The organism is Ovoidimarina sediminis, assembly GCF_032586175.1.
GTDB classification, from domain to species: domain Bacteria; phylum Pseudomonadota; class Alphaproteobacteria; order Rhodobacterales; family Rhodobacteraceae; genus Ovoidimarina; species Ovoidimarina sediminis.
The window spans coordinates 1-20,913 of record NZ_JAWHTE010000022.1 but is presented as its reverse complement, the minus strand read 5'-3'; the positions used below and the strand labels follow the sequence as shown (position 1 = coordinate 20,913).

Below are 20,913 nucleotides of genomic sequence, written 5' to 3'. Positions count from 1 at the left end.
ATGACCGAGACGCCGAGCCTTGCCTTCACCGAAATCGATCTCGACAGCATCGCCAGTGCCGAGGGCCGCGTTGCCGTCTTCATCTCGCCCTCCGGAAAACTCGACCAGACAGCCCGGCGCGTAAACCGCCTGACCCGCGGCGCGCTGGAACGCTTCGCCGAAAGCAAGGCCTTCGCCAAGCTGCGCGAGGGCGAGGCGCGTGATCTCGCCTGGCCCACGGGGCTCGCGGCCGAGGCGCTTCAGGTCGTGAAACTCGATCGCCGGCCCGACGGCGAAGAGGCGCGCAAGGCCGGCATCGCCATCGGGCGTGCGGCGCGTGGCAAATCGGTCCTCGTGCTCGCCGGCAACATCCGCGGGATCGAGGATCTGGCGCTTGGCGCGCTCCTGCGCGCCTACGATTTCACCGATCACCGCTCGAAGAAGGACGACGACGCAGGCGACGACGGGGCGTCTCCTGGCAGCCTCACCTTCATGTGCTCCAAACCCGAAGAGGCCGAGGCCGCGGCCGCCGATGTGCCGGCCCTCGCCCAGGGCGTCTTCTTCACCCGTGATCTCGTCAACGCGCCCTCGAACGTGCTCACGACCACCGCCTTTGCCGATACGCTCAAGGCGTTGTCGAAGCTTGGCGCCAAGGTCACCGTCCTCGAAGAGGACAAGCTCGAAAAACTCGGCATGCGCGCGCTTCTGGGCGTGGGGCAGGGGTCTGAAAGCCCCTCCAAGGTCGTGGTCATCGAATGGAACGGCGGCGGCAAGGGCGAACGCCCCTTCGCGCTCGTCGGCAAGGGGGTTGTCTTCGACACCGGCGGGATCAGCCTCAAGCCCGCGGGCGGCATGGAAGACATGACGATGGATATGGGCGGCGCAGGCGTGGTCGCGGGCGTGATGAAGGCGCTCGCGCTCCGCAAGGCGAAGGCCAACGTCGTGGGCCTCGTCGGGCTCGTTGAAAACATGCCCGACGGCCGGGCCCAGCGGCCGGGCGACGTGGTGACCTCGATGAAGGGCGACACGATCGAGGTGATCAACACCGACGCGGAAGGCCGGCTCGTCCTCTGCGATGTCATTTGGTACGCGCAGGAAACCTATGATCCCGTGGGCATGGTTGATCTCGCGACGCTCACCGGCGCGATCATCATCGGGCTCGGGCACGAAAACGCGGGCGTTTTCTCGAATGACGACAACCTCTGCGAGGCCTTCCTCGCCGCGGCCAGGGCGGAAGGCGAAGGCGCCTGGCGGATGCCCCTGGGCGACGGCTACGACAAACAGCTGAAGTCCCGCATCGCGGATATGAAGAACGTGGGAGGCCGGCCGGCGGGTTCGATCACCGCCGCGCAGTTCCTCAAGCGCTTCGTGAAGGACGAAACGCCTTGGATTCACCTCGACATCGCCGGGGTGGCAAGCCTCAAGACTGAAGGCCCCCACGCCCCCAAGGGTGCCACGGGCTGGGGCGTCCTCGCGCTCAACCGCCTGATCGCCGACCGGTTCGAAACCGGCTCCTGATCGGTCGCGGGCGGCGGGCGAAATGGGCGCGGTCTTCTTCTATCACCTGACCCGCGATCCGGTGGAAGTGACGCTGCCGATGCTTCTTGGCCGCGCCCGCGAGGCGGGATGGCGCGTTCTCGTGCGCGGTGGCGACGCGGGCCGGCTCGACTGGCTCGACCAGAAGCTCTGGATGGGCGACGGCTTCCTCCCCCACGGGCTTGCGGGCGGCCCCCATGATGCTGATCAACCGGTTCTTCTGACCACAGGGGCTGCGGCTCCGAACGGTGCGGCCTGCCTCATGGCGGTCGACGGTGCATCGGTTTCGGCGGAAGAGGCGGGCGCGATGGAACGGGTCTGCATCCTCTTCGACGGCAACGATCCCGCGGCGGTCGAGGCCGCCCGCGGGCAGTGGCGCGATCTGACCAGCGCGGGCGTTTCGGCCCAGTACTGGAGCCAGGATGGCGGCCGCTGGCAGAAGAAGGCCGAAAGCGGCGCCTGAGCCCCTTCATTTTGGCCAAAATACTCCGGGGGGCTGAGCGCAGCGAGGCGGGGCAGAGCCCCATTCGATCGGCGCGCGCAGCGCGGCGATCCTACCGGACGACGAAAACCGAACAGCCCGCGTGACGCGCCACATATTCCTCAGTCGCGCCGGTGACAGGCCCGGTCGCGTCCGGACGATCCGAGGCCATCACGATCACATCCGCCCCGATCTCCCGCGCCACCGTCACAAGCACCGGTCCCAGATCCACGGCCAGATCGGTCTCCAGTCGCAGAAGCGTGTGCACCGGGCACCCGGTGCGCGCGGCGACGGCCCCCCCCGAAGGTCTTGAGCTTCGCGTCAGTCTCCGGCGGATTGGGCGCAATCGCGGTGGCGGCGGTCCGCACCACCCCGACGAGCGTCAGATGCGTTCCCCGCGCGGTCGCAAGATATCCCGCCTCCGTGACGGCTTTCCCCAGGCTTCCAGTATGCGCAAGATCCACCGGCACCATGACGGACCTGGTCATGCGGTTTCTCCTTCATGTCGCGTTGGCGCTGCAGGTAGCATCCTCTGGGCAGAACGAAGTTGACCGAACGCAAAGACGCGTCACAAGGCCCTGGTTCAAAAACGGAAACGGCCCCCGAAGGGGGCCGCATCAGAGCCGGTTTGCGCCTGGTCAGAGGCCGATCTGATCGCCAACCGCCACCAGATCCGCCACCACCTTCGCGGCGGCATCCGCCAGGTCGGGCGTCGCGCTGGCCTGCGCCTCGCGGGCCTCGGCCAGCAGGCTCTCCAGGTAGTCGCGCGTCACTTCATCCTTCGCCATCGCGGCCTCGGCCAGAACCGTCGTACCCTCCGCGGTGATCTCGGCGAAACCGCCGGTCACCAGGTAGGATTCCGAGCCGGATCCGGTTTCCACCGTCAGAAGCCCGGGCCGAAGCGTCGTGATCGTCGGCGCATGGTCGGGCATCGCCGTCATGTCGCCATCGGCGCCCGGGATCCGGACGGCCCTGGCCTCCAGCGACGCGAGGCGCCGCTCGGGGCTGACCAGATCGAATTGCATCGTGTCCGCCATCTTCTTTTCCTTGTCGGAACCGACCTCCCGTCCCGCCTCCCCGTCCGTCCGCCAAGCCTGCTATCGAGGGCACGCTTGGTGGACGGGCGGGGAGGCGGGGCGGGGGGCCGGTATTAACTCAAGCCGCTTCCGCCGCCAGTTTCTCGGCCTTGGCCTTCACCTCTTCGATCCCGCCGACCATGTAGAAGGCCGCCTCGGGCAGGTGATCGTATTCGCCCGCCACGACCGCCTTGAAGGACGAGATCGTGTCTTCGAGCGGCACCTGCACGCCGTCCGAGCCGGTGAACACCTTCGCCACGTCGAAGGGCTGCGACAGGAAGCGCTGGATCTTCCGGGCCCGGGCCACGGTCAGCTTGTCCTCTTCCGAAAGTTCGTCCATCCCGAGGATCGCGATGATGTCCTGCAGCGACTTGTAGCGCTGGAGGATCCCCTGAACGTCACGGGCCACCTGGTAGTGCTCTTCACCCACGATCGCCGGGTCGAGGATCCGGCTTGTGGAGTCGAGCGGGTCCACGGCGGGGTAGATGCCGAGTTCCGAAATGGCACGCGACAGAACGGTCGTCGCGTCGAGGTGGGCGAAGGTCGTGGCCGGCGCGGGGTCGGTCAGGTCGTCCGCGGGCACGTAAACCGCCTGGATCGAGGTGATCGACCCGGCCTTCGTCGAGGTGATCCGTTCCTGCATCGCGCCCATGTCGGTCGCGAGCGTCGGCTGATAGCCCACCGCCGAAGGGATACGGCCCAGAAGCGCCGACACCTCGGAACCGGCCTGCGTGAACCGGAAGATGTTGTCGACGAAGAACAGCACGTCCGTTCCCGACTGGTCGCGGAACTGCTCGGCCAGCGTCAGGCCGGTCAGCGCGACGCGGGCACGCGCCCCCGGAGGCTCGTTCATCTGGCCATAGACCAGCGCCACCTGGCTTTCCGAAAGGTTGTCGGGCTTGATGACCGAGCTTTCGATCATCTCGTGATAAAGGTCGTTGCCCTCGCGTGTCCGCTCGCCGACACCGGCGAAAACCGAGAAGCCCGAGTGCACCTTCGCGATGTTGTTGATCAGTTCCATGATGAGAACCGTCTTGCCCACGCCGGCGCCGCCGAAGAGACCGATCTTGCCGCCCTTGGAGTAGGGGGCCAGAAGGTCCACAACCTTGATGCCGGTGACCAGGATTTCCGATTCCGTCGACTGCTCGATGAACTCGGGCGCCGGCTGGTGGATCGGGCGGCGCTCCTCCGCCTCGACGGGGCCACCTTCGTCCACGGGCTCGCCCACGACGTTCAGGATCCGGCCAAGCGTCGCGTTGCCCACGGGCACCGTGATCGGGCCGCCGGTGTCCGTCACTTCCTGGCCGCGCACGAGGCCTTCGGACGAATCCATCGCGATCGTGCGGACGGTGTTTTCACCAAGGTGCTGGGCGACCTCCAGAACCAGGCGGTTGCCATGGTTGTCGGTCTCCAGCGCGTTCAGAATTTCGGGCAGATGGTCGTCGAACTGCACGTCGACGACAGCGCCGATCACCTGGGTGATTTTGCCTTTTGCGTTTGCCATCTCTTACGGTCTCCCGGGGTTCTCAGAGCGCCTCGGCGCCCGAAATAATTTCGATCAGTTCGTTGGTGATGACCGCCTGACGCGAACGGTTGTACTGGATCGTCAGCTTGTCGATCATCTCGCCCGCGTTGCGGGTTGCGTTGTCCATGGCGCTCATCCGGGCGCCCTGTTCCGAAGCGGCGTTTTCCAAAAGCGCCGCAAAGATCTGCGTGGCCACGCCGCGCGGCAGAAGATCGGCGAGGATCGCCTCTTCGTCCGGCTCGTAGTCGTAAAGCGTTGCCGTGCCGGCCTCTTCTTCCGCATCGTCGAATTTCGCCGGGATGATCTGCTGTGCCGTGGGCACCTGGGCGATCACCGACTCGAAGGTGTTGAAGAAGATCGTCGCGACGTCGAAATCGCCGGCATCGAAGCGGGCCAGAAGATCTTTCGCGATATCCGCGGCGTTCTGATACCCGATCCGCTTCACCTCGCTCAGGTCGACATGGTCGATCAGGTGATCGCCATAGTCCCGGCGAAGCTGCTCGCGCCCCTTCTTGCCGACGGTGATGATCTTCACCGTTTTGCCTTTGGCAAGAAGATCGGCGGCATGCGCCTTCGCAAGCTTCACGATCGAGGAGTTGAAGCCCCCGCAAAGGCCCCGCTCCGCCGTCATGACGACCAGAAGGTGCACGTACTCCTTGCCAGTGCCGGCCAGAAGCTTCGGTGCGCTGTCGGATCCCTCGACCGAGGAGGCAAGGCCCGCAAGCACGGCATTGAACCGTTCCGCATAGGGCCGGGCCTGTTCGGCCGCGTCCTGCGCCCGCCGCAGTTTTGCGGCGGCCACCATCTGCATGGCCTTCGTGATCTTCCGAGTGTTCTTCACACTCTGGATCCGGTTTTTCAGGTCCTTAAGGCTGGGCATTTAATCTGTCCCTCCGGCCGCTCTTCACGAGAAGCCTTTGGCGAACTCGTCCAGAACTTTCTTGACCCGTTCTGCCGCGTCATCCTTGATCTTCGGATCTTCGTTGGTGATCCAGTCGAGAAGATCGGTGTGCTTCGTCCGCAGGTGGTTCAGAAGCCCGCTCTCGAACCGGCCCACGTCCGAGACGGGGATATTGTCGAGATAGCCGTTCGTGCCCGCGAAGATGACGCAGACGATTTCGGCGTTGGTCAGCGGCGAATACTGCGGCTGCTTCATCAGTTCCGTCAGGCGCGCGCCCCGGTTCAGAAGCCGCTGGGTCGCGGCGTCGAGGTCGGAGCCGAACTGCGCGAACGCCGCCATCTCGCGATACTGGGCAAGCGACAGCTTGACCGGGCCCGCAACCGACGACATCGCCTTCGTCTGGGCCGAAGAGCCCACGCGCGACACCGACAGACCGGTGTTCACGGCGGGGCGGATGCCCTGGAAGAACAGGTCGGTTTCAAGGAAGATCTGGCCGTCGGTGATCGAGATCACGTTGGTCGGGATGAACGCCGAAACGTCGCCGCCCTGGGTTTCGATGATCGGCAGCGCCGTCAGCGAGCCCGCGCCATTGTCCTCGTTCAGCTTCGCCGAACGCTCGAGCAGGCGGGAGTGCAGATAGAACACGTCACCCGGATAGGCTTCACGCCCCGGCGGGCGGCGCAGAAGAAGCGACATCTGGCGATAGGCCACGGCCTGCTTCGACAGGTCATCGTAGATGATCAGCGCATGGCGGCCGTTGTCGCGGAAGTATTCCGCCATCGCGGTCGCGGCATAGGGGGCGAGGAACTGCATCGGCGCCGGGTCCGACGCGGTCGCGGCCACGACGATCGAGTAATCGATCGCGCCCGATTCTTCGAGGCGCTTCACGAGCTGCGCGACGGTCGAACGCTTTTGCCCGATCGCGACGTAAACGCAGTAAAGCTTCTTCGATTCGTCGTCGCCGGCTGCGTCGTTGTAGGACTTCTGGTTCAGGATCGTGTCGAGCGCCACGGCGGTTTTGCCGGTCTGGCGGTCGCCGATGATAAGTTCCCGCTGGCCGCGGCCGATCGGGATCATCGCGTCGATCGCCTTGAGGCCCGTTGCCATCGGTTCGTGCACCGATTTGCGCGGGATGATGCCCGGGGCCTTCACGTCCGCCACGCGGCGTTCGGCGGCCTTGATCTCGCCCTTGCCGTCCAGGGGGTTGCCGAGGCCATCGACGACCCGGCCCAGAAGCGCGTCACCCGCAGGCACGTCCACGATCGAATTCGTGCGCTTGACGGTGTCGCCTTCCTTGATGTCCCGGTCAGAGCCGAAGATCACGACGCCGACGTTGTCGCTTTCGAGGTTCAGGGCCATCCCCATGATGCCGCCCGGAAACTCGACCATCTCGCCCGCCTGGACGTTGTCGAGGCCATAGACCCGCGCGATACCGTCACCGACGGACAGCACACGGCCCACTTCGGCGACTTCGGCTTCCTGTCCGAAGTTCTTGATCTGCTCCTTCAGGATGGCAGAGATTTCGGCGGCTTGGATTCCCATTTATCCGACCTCTTTCATGGTGTTCTTGAGCGCGGCGAGCTTGGAGCGGATCGAAGTGTCGATCATCCGAGAGCCGACCTTTACGACGAGGCCGCCGATGAGGCTTTCATCGACGGCGGTGTTCAGTTTGACGTCTTTTCCGACACGGGCCTTCAGCGTTTCGGCAAGCTTGGCCTGCTGATCTTCGGTCAGCGGCTGGGCCGAGGTCACATCGGCCTCGATCTCGCCCTTCTCGTCGGAAATCATCCGCTCGAGCGCGGCGACGAGCTGCGGCAGCACGAACAGGCGTCGTTTCGCGGCCATCAGGGCGAGCGTATTCTTCAGGATGTCGGACAGGCCCGCCGTTTCCGCGATGGCCGTCACCGCGGCGCCCTGTTCGTGGCGGCTGTAAACCGGCGAATGGATGACGCCACGGAACTCCGCACTTTCCTTCAATGCCGCGCCCAGCGTTCCCACATCGCTTTCGAGGGTCGCAAGCGCGTTGCCCTCTTTCGCCAGTTCAAAGATCGCCGTGGCATAGCGGCCAGCAATACCTGTCGAGATCGAAGCTGGTTCGGACACGTCCACCCTTTCGTTCTTGTCTGGCCAGGCACCACTGTATTGGGGCGCACAAGCCTGTCTTGGTGGTTCCCCGCCGGGCACCCCCGAAAATCAGCGGTGATGTAACAGAGGTCTCTGGGGCTCGCAACCGCCTTGCCGTGACATTCGCGCGCGAAAATATATATAGATATCAATGTCTAATGCGAACTGCGACCGTTTGCGCGCCTCGGGTGCACGAAAAAAGCGCCCCTGCGGCAGGCATTCGGACGATTCCGCGCTCACACCGGTTTCGGGGCCGGGCTCGCGATGCCGTCTAATATTTTCAATGGCTTCTTCACCGCCTCGCGCAGGCCGCGCCGGGGCGGGGCGGGGATTTGCTTCTTCACTTCCAGAAGAAGCACACCGCCCGCCAGCGAATTCGAAAGCTTCCGCCCCACGCCTTCCCAGACCCGCGCGGTCTTCATCCAGAACGGCTTCGACGATGGCGGCTGAAACAGCGCCGCAGCGTGGCGTTCGGCCTGGAAGCCGTGAAACTTCATCTGCGCCTCAAGCTGCGACAGCGAATAGGGGCGGCCGAAGCCGAAGGGTGTCGCATCGTTCTTCGACCAGAGCCCGGCGCGGTTCGGCACGATGAACAGCGCGCGGCCCTCGGGTGCGAGGGTGCGATAGACCTCTTCGATCACCGCGGGGGGGTTCTCCGATGTCTCGAGCCCGTGAAGAACGATCAGCCGGTGCACCGTTTCCGTCTCGATCGGCCAGAGCGTTTCCTCGCACAGAACCGCCATGTTCGGCTCCCCCGGCGGCCAGGGCATCACGCCTTGCTGGCCGGGCATCAGCGCGATCACCCGCTGCGCCTCGCCGATGAACGGGCGCAGAAGCGGCACGGCGAATCCGAAGCCCGCCACATTCATCCCCCGCGCCTCGGGCCAGAGCGTGCGCACCTGGTCGCGGATCGAGCGCTGTGCGGCCCGGCCGAGGCCGGTGCGGTAGTAGAACGACCTGAGGTCGAGCACATCGAGATGCATTGCGGGCCGGCCCGGGCTGCTGCAAGGTTCGCCCGAACCATAGCGCAGGAGAAAGGAAACGCCATGTCCCTGGAAATCGTCACCATCCCCTGCCGCAGCGACAACTACGCTTTCCTGATCCACGATGCGGACTCGGGCCGCACCGCGCTTGTCGATGCGCCGGAAACCGCGCCGCTCGTGGATGCGCTAGAGGCACGGGGATGGGGGCTCGATGAACTCTGGATCACCCATCACCACGGCGACCATGTCGAGGGTGTCGAGGATTTGCGCGCGCGCTACGGCTGCAAGGTCACGGGGGCTGCGGCCGACCGGCACCGGCTTCCCGATCTCGATCGCGAGGTGGCCGAGGGCGACAGTTTCGATTTCGCCGGCGAAACCGTCACCGTGATGGACGTCTCCGGCCACACTGTCGGCCATATTGCGTTCTATGTGCCCGGCGCGCGGGCCGTCTTCACGGCCGACAGCCTGATGGCGCTCGGCTGCGGCCGCGTGTTCGAAGGCAACTTTCCCCAGATGTGGGACAGCCTCTCGAAGCTCGCCGCCCTGCCGCCCGAGACGGTCGTCTATTCCGGTCACGAGTACACCGAGGCCAACGCCCGCTTCGCCCTGACCATTGAACCGGAAAATCCCGATCTTATATCGCGGAAAGACGCGGTTACGGCGGCCCGGGGGGCGGGTAAGCCGACCGTCCCCTCAACGCTAGCCGATGAACTCAAGACCAACCCCTTCCTGCGCGCCGGCCGCCCCGAGGTGAAGGCGCTGATCGGGATGCCGGATGCCAGCGATGCCGAGGCTTTCGCAGAGATCCGCCAGCGCAAGGACAGGTTCTGAGGCCGCCCGATTCGCGGGCACACATCGTGACTCGAATTCGCCACGCATCGAATTGTGAGCGGATTTGCACAAAAAAACCTTGAAGCTTTGGAATTATAACCGAAGTCTAATCTTACGAGGCCATGGTCAGAGGGCTCTCGCGCCCCCGGCCACCACCAGTAAAGGAGCACGTCGACGTGCCGTCGTTTTCGAATACGCTCGAGCAAGCCATTCACGCAGCGCTGGCCCTGGCCAATGCGCGGCGTCACGAACTTGCAACCCTGGAACACCTGCTGCTTGCCCTGATCGACGAGCCGGACGCGGCGAAGGTGATGCAGGCCTGCTCGGTGGATCTGGATGTGCTGCGAAAGACGCTTCTGGATTTCATCGAGGATGATCTGTCGACCCTCGTCACCGATATCGACGGGTCGGAAGCGGTGCCGACCGCGGCCTTCCAGCGCGTGATCCAGCGCGCCGCGATCCATGTGCAATCCTCGGGCCGGACGGAAGTGACCGGCGCGAACGTCCTGGTCGCGATCTTCGCGGAACGGGAATCGAATGCCGCCTATTTCCTGCAGGAGCAGGAGATGACGCGCTATGACGCGGTGAACTTCATCGCCCACGGCGTGGCCAAGAACCCCTCGTTCGGGGAAAGCCGCCCGGTGCAGGGCAGCCAGGAGTTCGAGGAGGAAACCCAGGCCGCCGAGGACGACAACAAAAGCGAAAGCGCGCTTGCCAAATACTGTGTCGACCTGAACGCCAAGGCGCGGCAGGGCGATGTCGATCCGCTGATCGGGCGCGAGCACGAGGTGGAACGCTGTGTGCAGGTGCTGTGCCGCCGCCGCAAGAACAACCCGCTTCTGGTGGGTGATCCAGGCGTGGGCAAGACGGCGATCGCCGAGGGCCTGGCCCGCAAGATCGTGAATGCCGAGGTGCCCGAGGTGCTGTCCGGCGCGACGATCTATTCGCTCGACATGGGCGCGCTTCTGGCCGGCACCCGCTATCGCGGGGATTTCGAGGAACGCCTGAAGGCGGTGGTCAGCGAGCTTGAGGATCACCCCGACGCGGTGCTTTTCATCGACGAGATCCATACCGTGATCGGTGCCGGCGCGACATCCGGCGGCGCGATGGATGCCTCGAACCTCCTGAAGCCCGCGCTTCAGGGCGGCAAGCTGCGCTGCATGGGCTCGACCACCTACAAGGAATTCCGCCAGCATTTCGAGAAGGACCGCGCGCTCAGCCGCCGGTTCCAGAAAATCGACGTGAACGAGCCGACGGTGGAAGACAGCGTGAAGATCCTGAAGGGCTTGAAGCCCTATTTCGAGGAACATCACGACATCAAGTACACCGCGGAAGCCATCAAGACGGCGGTGGAACTTTCGGCCCGCTACATCAACGATCGGAAGCTGCCGGACAAGGCCATCGACGTGATCGACGAGGCGGGCGCGGCCCAGCACCTTGTCGCGGAATCGAAGCGGCGCAAGACGATCGGCGCAAAGGAGATCGAGGCGGTCGTCGCCAAGATCGCCCGGATCCCGCCGAAGAACGTGTCGAAGGACGATGCCGAGGTTCTGAAGGATCTGGAAAGCACGCTGAAGCGCGTGGTCTTCGGGCAGGACAATGCCATCGAGGCGCTGGCAAGCTCGATCAAGCTGGCCCGCGCGGGCCTGCGCGAGCCTGAAAAGCCGATCGGCAACTACCTTTTCGCCGGGCCCACGGGCGTCGGCAAGACGGAAGTCGCGCGGCAGCTGGCCAGTTCGCTGGGCGTCGAGCTTCTGCGCTTCGACATGTCGGAATATATGGAGAAGCACGCCGTCAGCCGCCTGATCGGCGCGCCCCCGGGCTATGTGGGCTTCGACCAGGGCGGGCTTCTGACCGACGGCGTCGACCAGCACCCGCATTGCGTGCTGCTTCTGGACGAGATCGAAAAGGCGCACCCGGATGTGTACAACATCCTTCTGCAGGTGATGGATCACGGCAAGCTGACGGATCACAACGGCCGCCAGGTCGATTTCCGAAACGTGATTCTGATCATGACCTCGAACGCGGGCGCGCAGGAACTGGCGAAGGCCGCGATCGGCTTTGGCCGCGACCGGCGCGAGGGCGAGGATACGGCGGCGATCGAACGCCAGTTCACGCCGGAATTCCGCAACCGCCTCGACGCGGTGATCAGCTTCGCACCGCTCGGCAAGGAGGTGATCCTGCGGGTGGTCGAGAAGTTCGTGCTGCAGCTCGAGGCGCAGCTGATGGACCGGAACGTGACCATCGAACTGACGAAGCCCGCCGCCGAATGGCTGGCCGAGAAAGGCTATGACGACAAGATGGGCGCGCGCCCGCTTGGCCGCGTGATCCAGGAAAACATCAAGAAACCGCTCGCCGAAGAGCTTCTGTTCGGGAAGCTCATGAAGGGCGGCGTCGTCAAGGTGGGCGTGAAGGACGGCAAGATCGATCTTCGGATCGAGCCGCCCGAAACGCGCCGGCTGTCGTCGAAGAAGCCGCCTCTGCTGACGGCGGACTAAGGCTTGCGGAGAGACAGGAGACGGCCCCGGCATCGGGGCCGTTTTCGTTTCTGACGCAAAATCAATGCCTTAGGGAATCGAGCCTGGTGGGGTGCTGATGACGGGACGTCCGGGAGCAAAGGCTATCCTGTTCTTCCGCAGCGCGATCGTCACGATCCTGCGCGATAAGGATCCGGCGATCCCCTTTCCGAATTGCTGGGATCTTCCCGGCGGCGGGTTGGATCCCGATGAGGACGCGATTTCCGCCGTCACGCGCGAGATCGAAGAGGAGATCGGACTGATCTACCCCAGATCCGCCTTCGTCTGGCAGCGGACGTACACAAGCCCGGCAGGCATGGTGTCGCAATTCTTTGCCGGGCCGATCACGGCCGCGCAGATCGGGGCCATTCGCCTCGGCGACGAAGGGCAGCGATGGTGCATGATGGAGGGCCGGGACTTCGTCGGCCGAGCGGATGTTGTCCCCCATTTCAGATCACGGGTTGCCGAGTGCCTTGGCGCGCTGGGGCTCTGGTCGCCAACTGCGCAGGGGATCACTGTGCCGTGCGCGCCGCCTACGGGCGCCGCGCCAGAAGAACCCCCACCGCCATCAGCGCGATCCCCGCGGCGCGCAGGGGGGTAAGCGTGGCCTGCCGCGATCCGAAGAGGGCGTAGTGATCGATCAGCGCCGCCGCGACAAGCTGGCCCAGAAGAACGAAGAACACAGCGTTCCCGACGCCGAAGCGCGGCGCGATCCAGGTGATCGTGAGAACGTAGAAGGCGATCAGCAGGCCCGCGAGAAAAAGGTGTTTCGGCTGGGCAGGCAGGGTCGCAATGGCGCGGGTACCGCCGGTCAGCAGCATCGCCCCGAGCGCCGTCAGAAGCGCCACGAGAAAAAGCACCACCGCCGCCGCCGCGGGAGAGCCGACGCGCACGCCGAGTGCGGCATTGAGCGCCGCGAGTAGCGGGATGCCGACACCGGCGAGAAACATGATCGAGGCATAGCCGACGGCTGGGGGCATTGAGGGCTCCGGTCTGGAAGATCAGGGGGCGAAAAGAGTGGCGGTCGCCGTGGCCACCGGCTTGCCGCTGTCCTCGGCTGTCATCGTGGCGCGGGCGAAGGTGATGGCGCGGCCCGCGCGCACGATCTCGGCCCGGCAGAGGATCGCGGGGCCGGTGCCGGGGCGCAGAAACTGGGTGTCGAGGTTCGTCGTCGCGAAGGGCGTGAAAACCCCGCGCGCCGCAGAGGCGGCGAGCACCATCGAGGTGTCGGCCATCGCCGCGAGCGCCTGGCCCGAGACGATCCCGCCCACGCGCGCAAGCCGGTCGGTCAGCGCCATGCGGGTGATCACGTGATCGGGCGCGGCCTGGGTGACCTCGATCCCGAGATCGAGAACCCACGGCGCGAAGTTTTCGTGCAGGGCGGCGGTGAGGGCATCAGGTGTCATGGGCTGCACGCTAGCCCAAGCCTTGACGCCGATCAAAGCGCGCGTTGCACTCTGGGCGATACTGAATGCTGACACTGGCGCGAACCGGAGATATGCGATGCTGAGACCCTTTCTTGTTCTACTGCTAACCGCCAGCCCCGCCCTGGCCCAGGATGTGGTGGAGGGGCAGCGGATCTTCGAAAGCTTCTGCGTCGCCTGTCACGGGCCCGAAGGCCTGGGCGACGGGCCGATGGCGCCGCTTCTGGAGGTGCTGCCCGCCGACCTGACGGCGCTGGCTGAGCGGAACGGCGGCACCTTCCCGATCGCTGCCGCCGCTGGCCGGATCGACGGGCGCGACCCGATCCTGAGCCATGGCGGGCCGATGCCGCTGTTTGGCTGGTTCTTCGAGGGCGAGGATACGGCGGTGAAGACCGAAACCGGCCAGCCCATGATGACGAGCCAGGGGATCGCCGACATCCTTGCCTATCTCGAAACGATCCAGCGCTAGATCAGCCGCAGATCCCGTTCAGTTCCGCGCCCTCCCACGGCAGGGCGATTTCGTCGCGCGGCACGGATTCGCGCGCCGCGGCCTGGGGGAAAACCTGCCGCACAAGTCTTAACAATTCCGCCGTGCGGGGGGCGGTGGGGGCGAGGGCGCGGCAGCAGACGAATTCCTCGACGATGACGCCCTGCTGTTCGTAGGCGTAGGCGAGGAAGGGTTTCTCGGGATCGATCTCGATCAGGTAGGGATCGTCGCTCTCGATATGCTCGGTCATCGCCTTCAGCGGATGGTAGCCCGTGACCTCCCGGTTCTGCCATTGCCAGACATGGACAAGCTCGTGCGCGAAGCGCATCGACTGGCGCAGCGATTTCGCCTCTGGATAACCCGCGAGGAAATCGGCGCGCCAGTGTTCGCGGGTGTAGAAGACGCGGTCTGAGAGGACGAAGGCGGGGAACCGGCCCTTTACGGGCAAGTCCCTGGGCGGAAAGAGTTTTTCCCGGCAGGTCGTGCGCGGTTTCGGCGGCACTGTTGGCCGGAGCAGCCCCACGGCGGCGCCCCGGGTGATGCGGACGGGGGCGATGTCGATCGCGTCGCCCAAAACGGTGCCGGTGAAGGCCCGCTCGGTCTCCGTCAGGGGCCGGGAGGCGCAGGCGGCGAGGGCAAGAACGGCAAGGCAGATCAGCACGCGCATGGGGCAAGGATGGGGGCCTCGGGCGGGCTTTGTAAAGCGCCGGTTTCGGGGCGGCGCACGGTGGGGCAACACCTGCCCCGATGCTGGGTTCTGGTTGATTTCGCCGGGGGTCACACGGTGTACACAGCGCGTACACCGCCCGTACACCGCCGGATCGGCCTGCCGCGCACGGTTGATTTACCTCAGTGCAGGTAACCTGTCTTGCGATAGTCTTAACCTGAACCGCGAAACCGGGAGGACATCATGCGGATAAAGGCAGCGTTTCTGGGAGGCACAGGCCTTCTTTTACTGGCCTGCGCGCCACCCCCCGAAGTGTCGGGCCGGGCGCTTTTCGTCGAGCATTGCGCGGCGTGCCACGGCACGGATGCCCGCGGCGGCGGCCCGCTGGCGGCGGGGCTGGACCGTACGGTGCCCGATCTGACGATGATAGCGAAACGACACAATGCCGCCTTCCCCATGGCCCAGGTGATGAGCCAGATCGACGGCTACCGCCGGGCGCGGGCGGGCGATGTGGTGATGCCGGAATTCGGCGCGGCGCTTCAGGCCGGCGATCTGGTGCTGTTCGACACCGGCGACGGGATCGTTTCGCCAACGCCCGAGCGGCTTGTGGACCTCGCTCTCTACCTCAAGTCGATCCAGCGCTAGCGGAGGCTCGGGATCAGGATCGAGAGCGCGAGGCTCGACGTCACGGTGCCGAGGATCAGGCTGCGCAAGCTGAGAAGCGTGCTTGAGACGGGCATCAGGGCGGAGGCGATCAGGAGCGCGAGGAAGACGAGGGCGAGGGCCACGAGGATCTTGCGCCGGGCGGGCCCGGGCACGCGCGAGAGCGCAAGGCCGGGGAGCGGCGCGAGGATCAGTGCGATGGTGAAGAGAAGCCCGATGCCGGGGACGCCGTCGATGAACCAGACCACGAGCCAGGGCGTCAGCGGGAGGAGGAGGACAGGCGTGGCCATCGCGGCGAAGAAGCCGAGGACGAGGCGCGAAATGCGCCCGGCGGCGGTGGCGGGTTCGGTGGACAAGGGACGGGGGCCTTTCCGGGGATCTTGGCCGGGGAGCGTAGGGGGAAACGGCTTTGGCGGCTAGGGGCGGGGGGCGCCGCGTCTCGCATCCGGGAACGGGGGGGTGGTTCGGGGGGCGGTGGGTTGAAAACCCACCCTACGGGGGTGTGCGGCAGAGGGGGAGGTCCCGGAGCAGGTCCGGGACGGCGGCGGGGTGACGTGGCTTCGGGGGCACCCGGCGCGGGGTGAAAGCGCTTCGGCGCCGCCGTGCCAGCAATCCGGAGGGGTGGCGCGTTTGCGGGCACCCGGCACGGAGTCAAGGCGCGTCAGCGCCGCCGTGCCAGCGCAGGCCCGTTCCGGCGGGCCGGCGCTACTCTGGCGGTGGGGCTGCTGTGTCGGGGGCGTGCGGGGGGGAGGGATAAAGTGTGGGGTGGAGGGGGGTGGGAGCGCCGGCCCACGGGCCTGCGGTGGTGGGGCTTACAAATGAAAGATAGGCAAGAACCTTTGAAGATCACCTGAAAAGGTGATGGCTTTTTCTTGATCGCCTTGCACACGTCACACTATGGATTATTACCGTCGAGATAGTCTGCGAACTCTTCCGTAAACTCGAACCTTTCGACATTGTTGTAAGTGGTTTCCTTCACCGCCCCATAGTTCTCCATGACCTTCAATTTTGAGATCAAGCCATCGTGATCTTCAAAGTAATAGTAGAAAATGGGATTATTTGGGGCACCATTGTATGCCCAGCCCCTTTCTAGCAATACGAATTCACGAACAAACGGCTCCTTTCGATGATCAGTTCGCATCTCTTGAATCAATTCGGGAATTTTCTCTTCCAGTTCGTCAAATGAACGCTTTCTAGCTACTGAAAATCCTCGCAACTCAATTGTTGCGGCTGCTTCTGCGAACTCTTTCCATTCTCTAAGAAGCTCGACAGGGTAGTTGATGTCATCGACATCGATCAACCGACTACAAGTTTGGCATAGCCAGACCCCGTTCGACTCGTCGGACCGAGCCACACTCTCAATGGAAATATCGTATCTAGGTCCGCCAGGTGAGGCAGCAGATATGTGCGCGGCGACTCCGATACTTGCGGAACCGCCTTGGGCATCGGGACCGACAGTTGGTTTTCGACACTCTGGGTTCGAGCAACGATAACCGGTTCGCCGAGCGATGATTTCCTTGATCGACGCCTTAAACTCGTCTCTCAAACATCCAACTCCTCCACGAACCGCGCATTCTCCTGGATGTACTGGAACCGCAGTTCCGGCTTCTTCCCCATCAGCCGTTCCACGAGGTCTCCGGTTTCGCCCGGTTCGTCCTCGTCGATGGTGACGCGGATGAGTTTGCGGGAGGCCGGATCCATCGTGGTTTCCTTCAGGTCCTTGGCGTCCATTTCGCCGAGGCCCTTGAAGCGGGAGACGTCGATCTTGCCTTTGCCGCCTAGGCCCTTTTCGAGCCAGTGATCGCGTTCGGCCTCGTCAAGCGCGTAGATGCGGCGTGCGCCCTGGGTCAGGCGGAAGAGGGGCGGGCAGGCGAGGTACAAATGCCCCGCGTCGATCATCGGGCGCATCTGGGTGAAGAAGAAGGTCATCAGGAGCGAGGCGATATGGGCGCCGTCGACATCGGCGTCGGTCATGATGATGACCTTGTCGTAGCGCAGGTCGTCGAGGTTGAAGCGCGTGCCCATGCCGGTGCCGAGCGCGTCGCAGAGATCCTTGATTTCCGCGTTTTGCGTCAGTTTCGACGAGGCCGCGCCGAGGACGTTCAGGATCTTGCCGCGCAAGGGCAGCATGGCCTGGAATTCGCGGTGGCGGGCGGCCTTGCCGGAGCCGCCGGCGCTGTCGCCCTCGACCAGGAAGATCTCCGTCCCGTCGCGTTGCTGGCGGGAGCAGTCGACGAGCTTGCCGGGGAGGCGGAGTTTCTTGGTTGCCGTCTTGCGGGCGGTTTCCTTTTCCTGCTTGCGGCGCAGCCGTTCCTCGGCGCGCAGGACGAGGAAATCGAGGATGGCGCCCGCGGATTTCGTATCGGCCGCCAGCCAGTTGTCGAAGTGATCGCGCACCGCGCCTTCGACCATCTTCTGTGCGGCCTCGGTTGAAAGGCGGTCTTTCGTCTGGCCCACGAATTGCGGGTCGCGGATGAAGACGGAGACGAGCGCGCAGCCCCCCGTCAGCAGGTCTTCCCGGGTGATCTGGCCGGATTTGCGGTTGCCGGCGAGTTCGCCATAGGCGCGGATGCCCTTGAGGATCGCGGCCCAGAAGCCGCTTTCATGGGTGCCGCCTTCGGGCGTGGGGACGGTGTTGCAGTAGGACTGGATGAAGCCGTCGCGGGACGGCGTCCAGTTGATCGCCCATTCGACCTTGCCGGGCTGGCCGAACTTTTCGCGGAAGTCGACGGTGCCCGAGAAGGGGCGTTCGGCATAGGTGGTGGCGGACCCCAGCGTTTCGCCCAGGTAATCGGAGAGGCCGCCGGGGAAGTGGAACTTGGCCTCGGTGGGCGTTTCTCCGTCGTCGACCTCGGATTTCCAGCGGATCTCGACGCCTGAGAAGAGATAGGCCTTGGAGCGGGCCATCTTCAGAAGGCGGGCGGGCTTGAGCTTGAGGTGCCCGAAGATCTCGGCATCGGGGTGGAAGGTGACGGTGGTGCCGCGGCGGTTCGGGGTGGGGCCGAGGGACTGGACGGGCCCCTGCGGGATGCCGCGGGAGAATTCCTGGGCGAAAAGTTCGCGGTTCCGGGCAACCTCGACGCGGAGCGTGTCGGAGAGCGCGTTCACCACCGAGACGCCGACACCGTGGAGGCCGCCAGAGGTTTCATAGGCCTCGCCAGAGAACTTGCCGCCGGCATGGAGGGTGCAGAGGATCACCTCGAGCGCCGATTTGTCGGGGAACTTGGGGTGCGGATCGACCGGGATGCCGCGGCCGTTGTCGCGGATGGTGATGGCGTGATCGGCGTGGAATTCAACCTCGATCCGGGTGGCGTGGCCCGCCACGGCCTCGTCCATCGCGTTGTCGAGCACTTCGGCCACGAGGTGATGGAGCGCGCGTTCATCGGTGCCGCCGATATACATGCCCGGGCGCTTGCGCACCGGTTCGAGCCCTTCGAGGACTTCGATGGAACTGGCGTCGTAGGTGTCCTGGGACGGACGGCTCAGGAGGTCGTCGGCCATGTGCGCTGCTCGCCTTGGTGTACCGCTGTTCTTTTGTTGTTCGCCATTAGACCACCGGGGGCGGGGCGGGGCAATGGGGTTGGGAGATCCGGGGGCGGTGCGGGGCGTGGCTTTCACCGGTGTTTCGCCCCGCCAGTGGCCGCGGTCCGGATTTCCATGAATGCGACCCCGCGATGTCGCGATACCGATAGCGCCCGACCGGCCGCGGGAGTGCACTTGGATCACCGACATCCACGCGGGGGCACCGATGCACCTTTCGGCCGACAACCTGATCGACCTAGACCGCTATCCGATTGCGACGCCCGGGCCCTTGCGGGATGCGATCCTGGAGGAGGTGCGTCATGCGCTGGACCTGCGGGGATGCGCCGTGCTCAAGGGGTTTCTGAGCCCTGCCGGGATCGCCGCCGCGGTTGCCGAAGCCGATGGTGTCGCCGACAAGGGCCACCGCAGCTATTCGCGCACCAACGCCTATTTCACGGCGGAGGACGCGAGCCTGCCCGAAACCGATCCGAGGCGCCGCTTTTTCGACCGGTCAAACGCGTTCATCCCGGCAGACAACTTTCGTTCCGACGGGGCCTTGCGCACCATTTTCGACAGCGAAGGTTTCGACGCCTTCATTCGTGACTGCCTGCAGGAACCCGAAGACCGGTTCTTTCGATATGCCGACCCTTTGGCGGATGTCATCGTGAATGCCGCCTGGGAAGGGAACGGGTTCCCCTGGCATTTCGACACCAACAACTTCACCGTCACGCTGGCGCTTCAGAATGCCGAATGTGGCGGATCCTTCGACTACGTTCCGATGATCCGCGACAACGAGGACGAGCATTTCGACGAGGTTTCGAAGGTGCTCGACGGCACCTCGGACAGGGTCATTTCGCTTGAGCTCGAGCCCGGTGATCTGCAGCTTTTCAAGGGGCGCTATTCCCTGCACCGTGTCGCGCCGCTGGAGGGGTCGACACCGCGCTATGTCGCAATCTTCTCCTATGTGGGGTAGCGGGACATGGTGGGCAGTGTGGAGCGCACCCGGCAGCTTTACGGACGAACGCTTCCGATCCACCACGAGCGGGCGGGGCACCGCGCGGATGCGCTGATCGACTGATCGGGCTGTCTGCAGGGGGCGGGCCGTTGCGCCGGATACGATGGGATCCGAGCGGATGTGTCGCGCTGCGGCGCGGTTATGGCCTCGGTCTGTGATGGCGATGCGGACTAAGCTGCTAATCGACAGATACGACGTCAGGCCCGTGCGGTAACCACGTTTGAGCTGTGTGGGAAGATCATTGCTTCGTCGCTGAGGCAATCGCCCAATCCCTGCAGGAATACCTCTATTGCGCGATCTACGGAACCCTCCGCTATTCCGACCAGCTTGTTCCCAGTGTGCATTCCGCCCATTGCTCCTTTAGCGAAGGCTTTGGCGTTGGGATGATGCAAATACAACGTCACAGATTCGATCTCGACATCTTTGAAACCCGTGCCTTCGAACAACCGACGAAGATCTCCGCTATCTGGTAAGGAACAGATGGCACGTACGGCATCCCCCGCTGACTGTCCGATGTGGGCATCGAGGGCTGCGGCCTGCGCACGAAGCATCGGATTGATCTCCAGTTCCTGTTGAACGCAAAATGCCAACCGACCACCGGGCTTAAGCACACGGTACAATTCACGCAGAGCCGCTTGGCGGTCCGGAAAGAACTGAAGGGCTTGTTGGCAAAATGCGAGATCGAATACGTCACTTTCGAACGGCAGGTCAGCCGCGTCCGCTTCGAACCACTCGGCCTCGAGGCCGATGTCCTCTGCAAGTCCACGCGCCACTTTCAGCATATCGGCGCTGTGATCCGCTCCGACCAGTCGCGCTGGCTTCTGCAAAGTCCGCGCGATCTCTCTCGTAACGACGCCGGTCCCACAGGCGAGATCGAGAATGTCTTCACCTGCCTGCGGATTGGCGCGCCGGATCAACTCTCTAGCCCAAGGCTCGAAGATGACAGGAACAAGCACCGACTGATAACGGTCGGCAAACGTATTTGCTGCCATTGCCGCTCCTCCCAGAGCAAGACTACGCCAATTTTGACTATTCGCAACTTTCTCGCTGAAGTCTGCTTCGGGCCGATTTTGTTGAAAAACTCGGCTTGAGTGAGGCTTTAGCTCCTGATTCACTTCTCCCGAGGCAAGGGAGGTCTGGCGATGATGGGGCCGCGGCAGGTGGCGCAAGGTGCGCTGTTCTA

The 20,913-nt window shown here is 64.4% G+C and carries 22 protein-coding genes; 8 read left to right on the top strand and 14 right to left on the bottom strand.

Features of this window, described 5'->3' with window-relative positions:
* Window positions 1-1,497, top strand: coding sequence for a leucyl aminopeptidase (locus RXV90_RS19925; RefSeq protein ID WP_316651005.1), 1,497 nt, complete (start codon window positions 1-3; stop codon window positions 1,495-1,497).
* Between the two features lie 22 nt (window positions 1,498-1,519).
* Window positions 1,520-1,978 carry a DNA polymerase III subunit chi gene (locus RXV90_RS19920; protein WP_316651002.1) on the top strand — a complete coding sequence of 153 codons (459 nt, stop codon included), beginning with the start codon at window positions 1,520-1,522 and terminating at the stop codon, window positions 1,976-1,978.
* 91 nt (window positions 1,979-2,069) lie between these two features.
* On the opposite strand, the gene RXV90_RS19915 is transcribed toward RXV90_RS19920, so the two are convergent.
* From RXV90_RS19915 to RXV90_RS19885, 7 genes are all read right to left on the bottom strand, one after another.
* Complete coding sequence (locus tag RXV90_RS19915) at window positions 2,070-2,264, bottom strand: universal stress protein (protein ID WP_316651000.1); 195 nt, start codon at window positions 2,262-2,264, stop codon at window positions 2,070-2,072.
* A gap of 370 nt (window positions 2,265-2,634) precedes the next feature.
* Window positions 2,635-3,033 carry a F0F1 ATP synthase subunit epsilon gene (locus tag RXV90_RS19910; RefSeq protein ID WP_316650998.1) on the bottom strand — a complete coding sequence of 133 codons (399 nt, stop codon included), beginning with the start codon at window positions 3,031-3,033 and terminating at the stop codon, window positions 2,635-2,637.
* 118 nt (window positions 3,034-3,151) lie between these two features.
* Window positions 3,152-4,576, bottom strand: a complete 1,425-nt coding sequence (atpD, locus tag RXV90_RS19905) for a F0F1 ATP synthase subunit beta (protein WP_316650996.1) — start codon at window positions 4,574-4,576, stop codon at window positions 3,152-3,154.
* Between the two features lie 22 nt (window positions 4,577-4,598).
* A complete protein-coding gene (locus tag RXV90_RS19900) occupies window positions 4,599-5,477 on the bottom strand; it encodes a F0F1 ATP synthase subunit gamma (RefSeq protein WP_316650994.1) in 879 nt (292 codons plus the stop codon).
* A gap of 24 nt (window positions 5,478-5,501) precedes the next feature.
* The gene (gene atpA / locus RXV90_RS19895) at window positions 5,502-7,040 is read right to left on the bottom strand and encodes a F0F1 ATP synthase subunit alpha (protein ID WP_316650992.1); all 1,539 of its coding nucleotides are present in this window, start codon (window positions 7,038-7,040) and stop codon (window positions 5,502-5,504) included.
* Window positions 7,041-7,607, bottom strand: a complete 567-nt coding sequence (locus RXV90_RS19890) for a F0F1 ATP synthase subunit delta (protein ID WP_316650990.1) — start codon at window positions 7,605-7,607, stop codon at window positions 7,041-7,043.
* Window positions 7,608-7,858: 251 nt separating this feature from the next.
* Window positions 7,859-8,605 carry a class I SAM-dependent methyltransferase gene (locus tag RXV90_RS19885; RefSeq protein WP_316650987.1) on the bottom strand — a complete coding sequence of 249 codons (747 nt, stop codon included), beginning with the start codon at window positions 8,603-8,605 and terminating at the stop codon, window positions 7,859-7,861.
* Between the two features lie 63 nt (window positions 8,606-8,668).
* On the opposite strand from RXV90_RS19885, the gene gloB reads away from it, so the two are divergent.
* From gloB to RXV90_RS19870, 3 genes are all read left to right on the top strand, one after another.
* Entirely contained in the window at window positions 8,669-9,436 is a 768-nt protein-coding gene (gloB, locus tag RXV90_RS19880) for a hydroxyacylglutathione hydrolase (RefSeq protein ID WP_316650985.1), read from the top strand.
* Between the two features lie 176 nt (window positions 9,437-9,612).
* The gene (gene clpA, locus RXV90_RS19875; protein WP_316650983.1) at window positions 9,613-11,934 is read left to right on the top strand and encodes an ATP-dependent Clp protease ATP-binding subunit ClpA; all 2,322 of its coding nucleotides are present in this window, start codon (window positions 9,613-9,615) and stop codon (window positions 11,932-11,934) included.
* Window positions 11,935-12,031: 97 nt separating this feature from the next.
* Window positions 12,032-12,553, top strand: a complete 522-nt coding sequence (locus RXV90_RS19870) for an NUDIX hydrolase (RefSeq protein ID WP_316650981.1) — start codon at window positions 12,032-12,034, stop codon at window positions 12,551-12,553.
* Here RXV90_RS19870 and RXV90_RS19865 read toward each other — a convergent pair.
* Both RXV90_RS19865 and RXV90_RS19860 read right to left on the bottom strand, forming a co-directional pair.
* Window positions 12,486-12,932: a DMT family transporter gene (locus RXV90_RS19865; RefSeq protein ID WP_316650978.1), complete on the bottom strand. Its 447-nt coding sequence runs from the start codon at window positions 12,930-12,932 to the stop codon at window positions 12,486-12,488. The two genes, RXV90_RS19870 and RXV90_RS19865, sit on opposite strands and share 68 nt — an antisense overlap.
* A 21-nt stretch (window positions 12,933-12,953) precedes the next feature.
* Entirely contained in the window at window positions 12,954-13,358 is a 405-nt protein-coding gene (locus tag RXV90_RS19860; protein WP_316650976.1) for a PaaI family thioesterase, read from the bottom strand.
* 97 nt (window positions 13,359-13,455) lie between these two features.
* Here RXV90_RS19860 and RXV90_RS19855 point away from each other — a divergent pair, with 97 nt between their 5' ends.
* Entirely contained in the window at window positions 13,456-13,845 is a 390-nt protein-coding gene (locus tag RXV90_RS19855) for a c-type cytochrome (protein WP_316650974.1), read from the top strand.
* 1 nt (window position 13,846) lies between these two features.
* Here RXV90_RS19855 and RXV90_RS19850 read toward each other — a convergent pair whose 3' ends face one another.
* Window positions 13,847-14,530 (bottom strand): hypothetical protein, encoded by a 684-nt coding sequence (locus RXV90_RS19850; protein WP_316650971.1) that lies wholly within the window; start codon window positions 14,528-14,530, stop codon window positions 13,847-13,849.
* Between the two features lie 243 nt (window positions 14,531-14,773).
* Here RXV90_RS19850 and RXV90_RS19845 point away from each other — a divergent pair, with 243 nt between their 5' ends.
* Window positions 14,774-15,175, top strand: coding sequence for a c-type cytochrome (locus tag RXV90_RS19845; RefSeq protein ID WP_316650969.1), 402 nt, complete (start codon window positions 14,774-14,776; stop codon window positions 15,173-15,175).
* On the opposite strand, the gene RXV90_RS19840 is transcribed toward RXV90_RS19845, so the two are convergent.
* From RXV90_RS19840 to parE, 3 genes are all read right to left on the bottom strand, one after another.
* A complete protein-coding gene (locus RXV90_RS19840) occupies window positions 15,172-15,549 on the bottom strand; it encodes a hypothetical protein (protein WP_316650967.1) in 378 nt (125 codons plus the stop codon). The genes RXV90_RS19845 and RXV90_RS19840 overlap by 4 nt on opposite strands.
* Before the next feature lie 539 nt (window positions 15,550-16,088).
* Entirely contained in the window at window positions 16,089-16,493 is a 405-nt protein-coding gene (locus tag RXV90_RS19835; RefSeq protein ID WP_316650965.1) for a hypothetical protein, read from the bottom strand.
* A 242-nt stretch (window positions 16,494-16,735) separates the two neighbouring features.
* Window positions 16,736-18,694 carry a DNA topoisomerase IV subunit B gene (gene parE, locus RXV90_RS19830; protein WP_316650964.1) on the bottom strand — a complete coding sequence of 653 codons (1,959 nt, stop codon included), beginning with the start codon at window positions 18,692-18,694 and terminating at the stop codon, window positions 16,736-16,738.
* A gap of 160 nt (window positions 18,695-18,854) precedes the next feature.
* On the opposite strand from parE, the gene RXV90_RS19825 reads away from it, so the two are divergent.
* Window positions 18,855-19,688: a HalD/BesD family halogenase gene (locus RXV90_RS19825; protein WP_316650962.1), complete on the top strand. Its 834-nt coding sequence runs from the start codon at window positions 18,855-18,857 to the stop codon at window positions 19,686-19,688.
* 239 nt (window positions 19,689-19,927) lie between these two features.
* On the opposite strand, the gene RXV90_RS19820 is transcribed toward RXV90_RS19825, so the two are convergent.
* Window positions 19,928-20,913, bottom strand: a 986-nt coding sequence (locus RXV90_RS19820; protein WP_316650960.1) for a class I SAM-dependent methyltransferase, incomplete at its 5' end; no start/stop codon positions are given.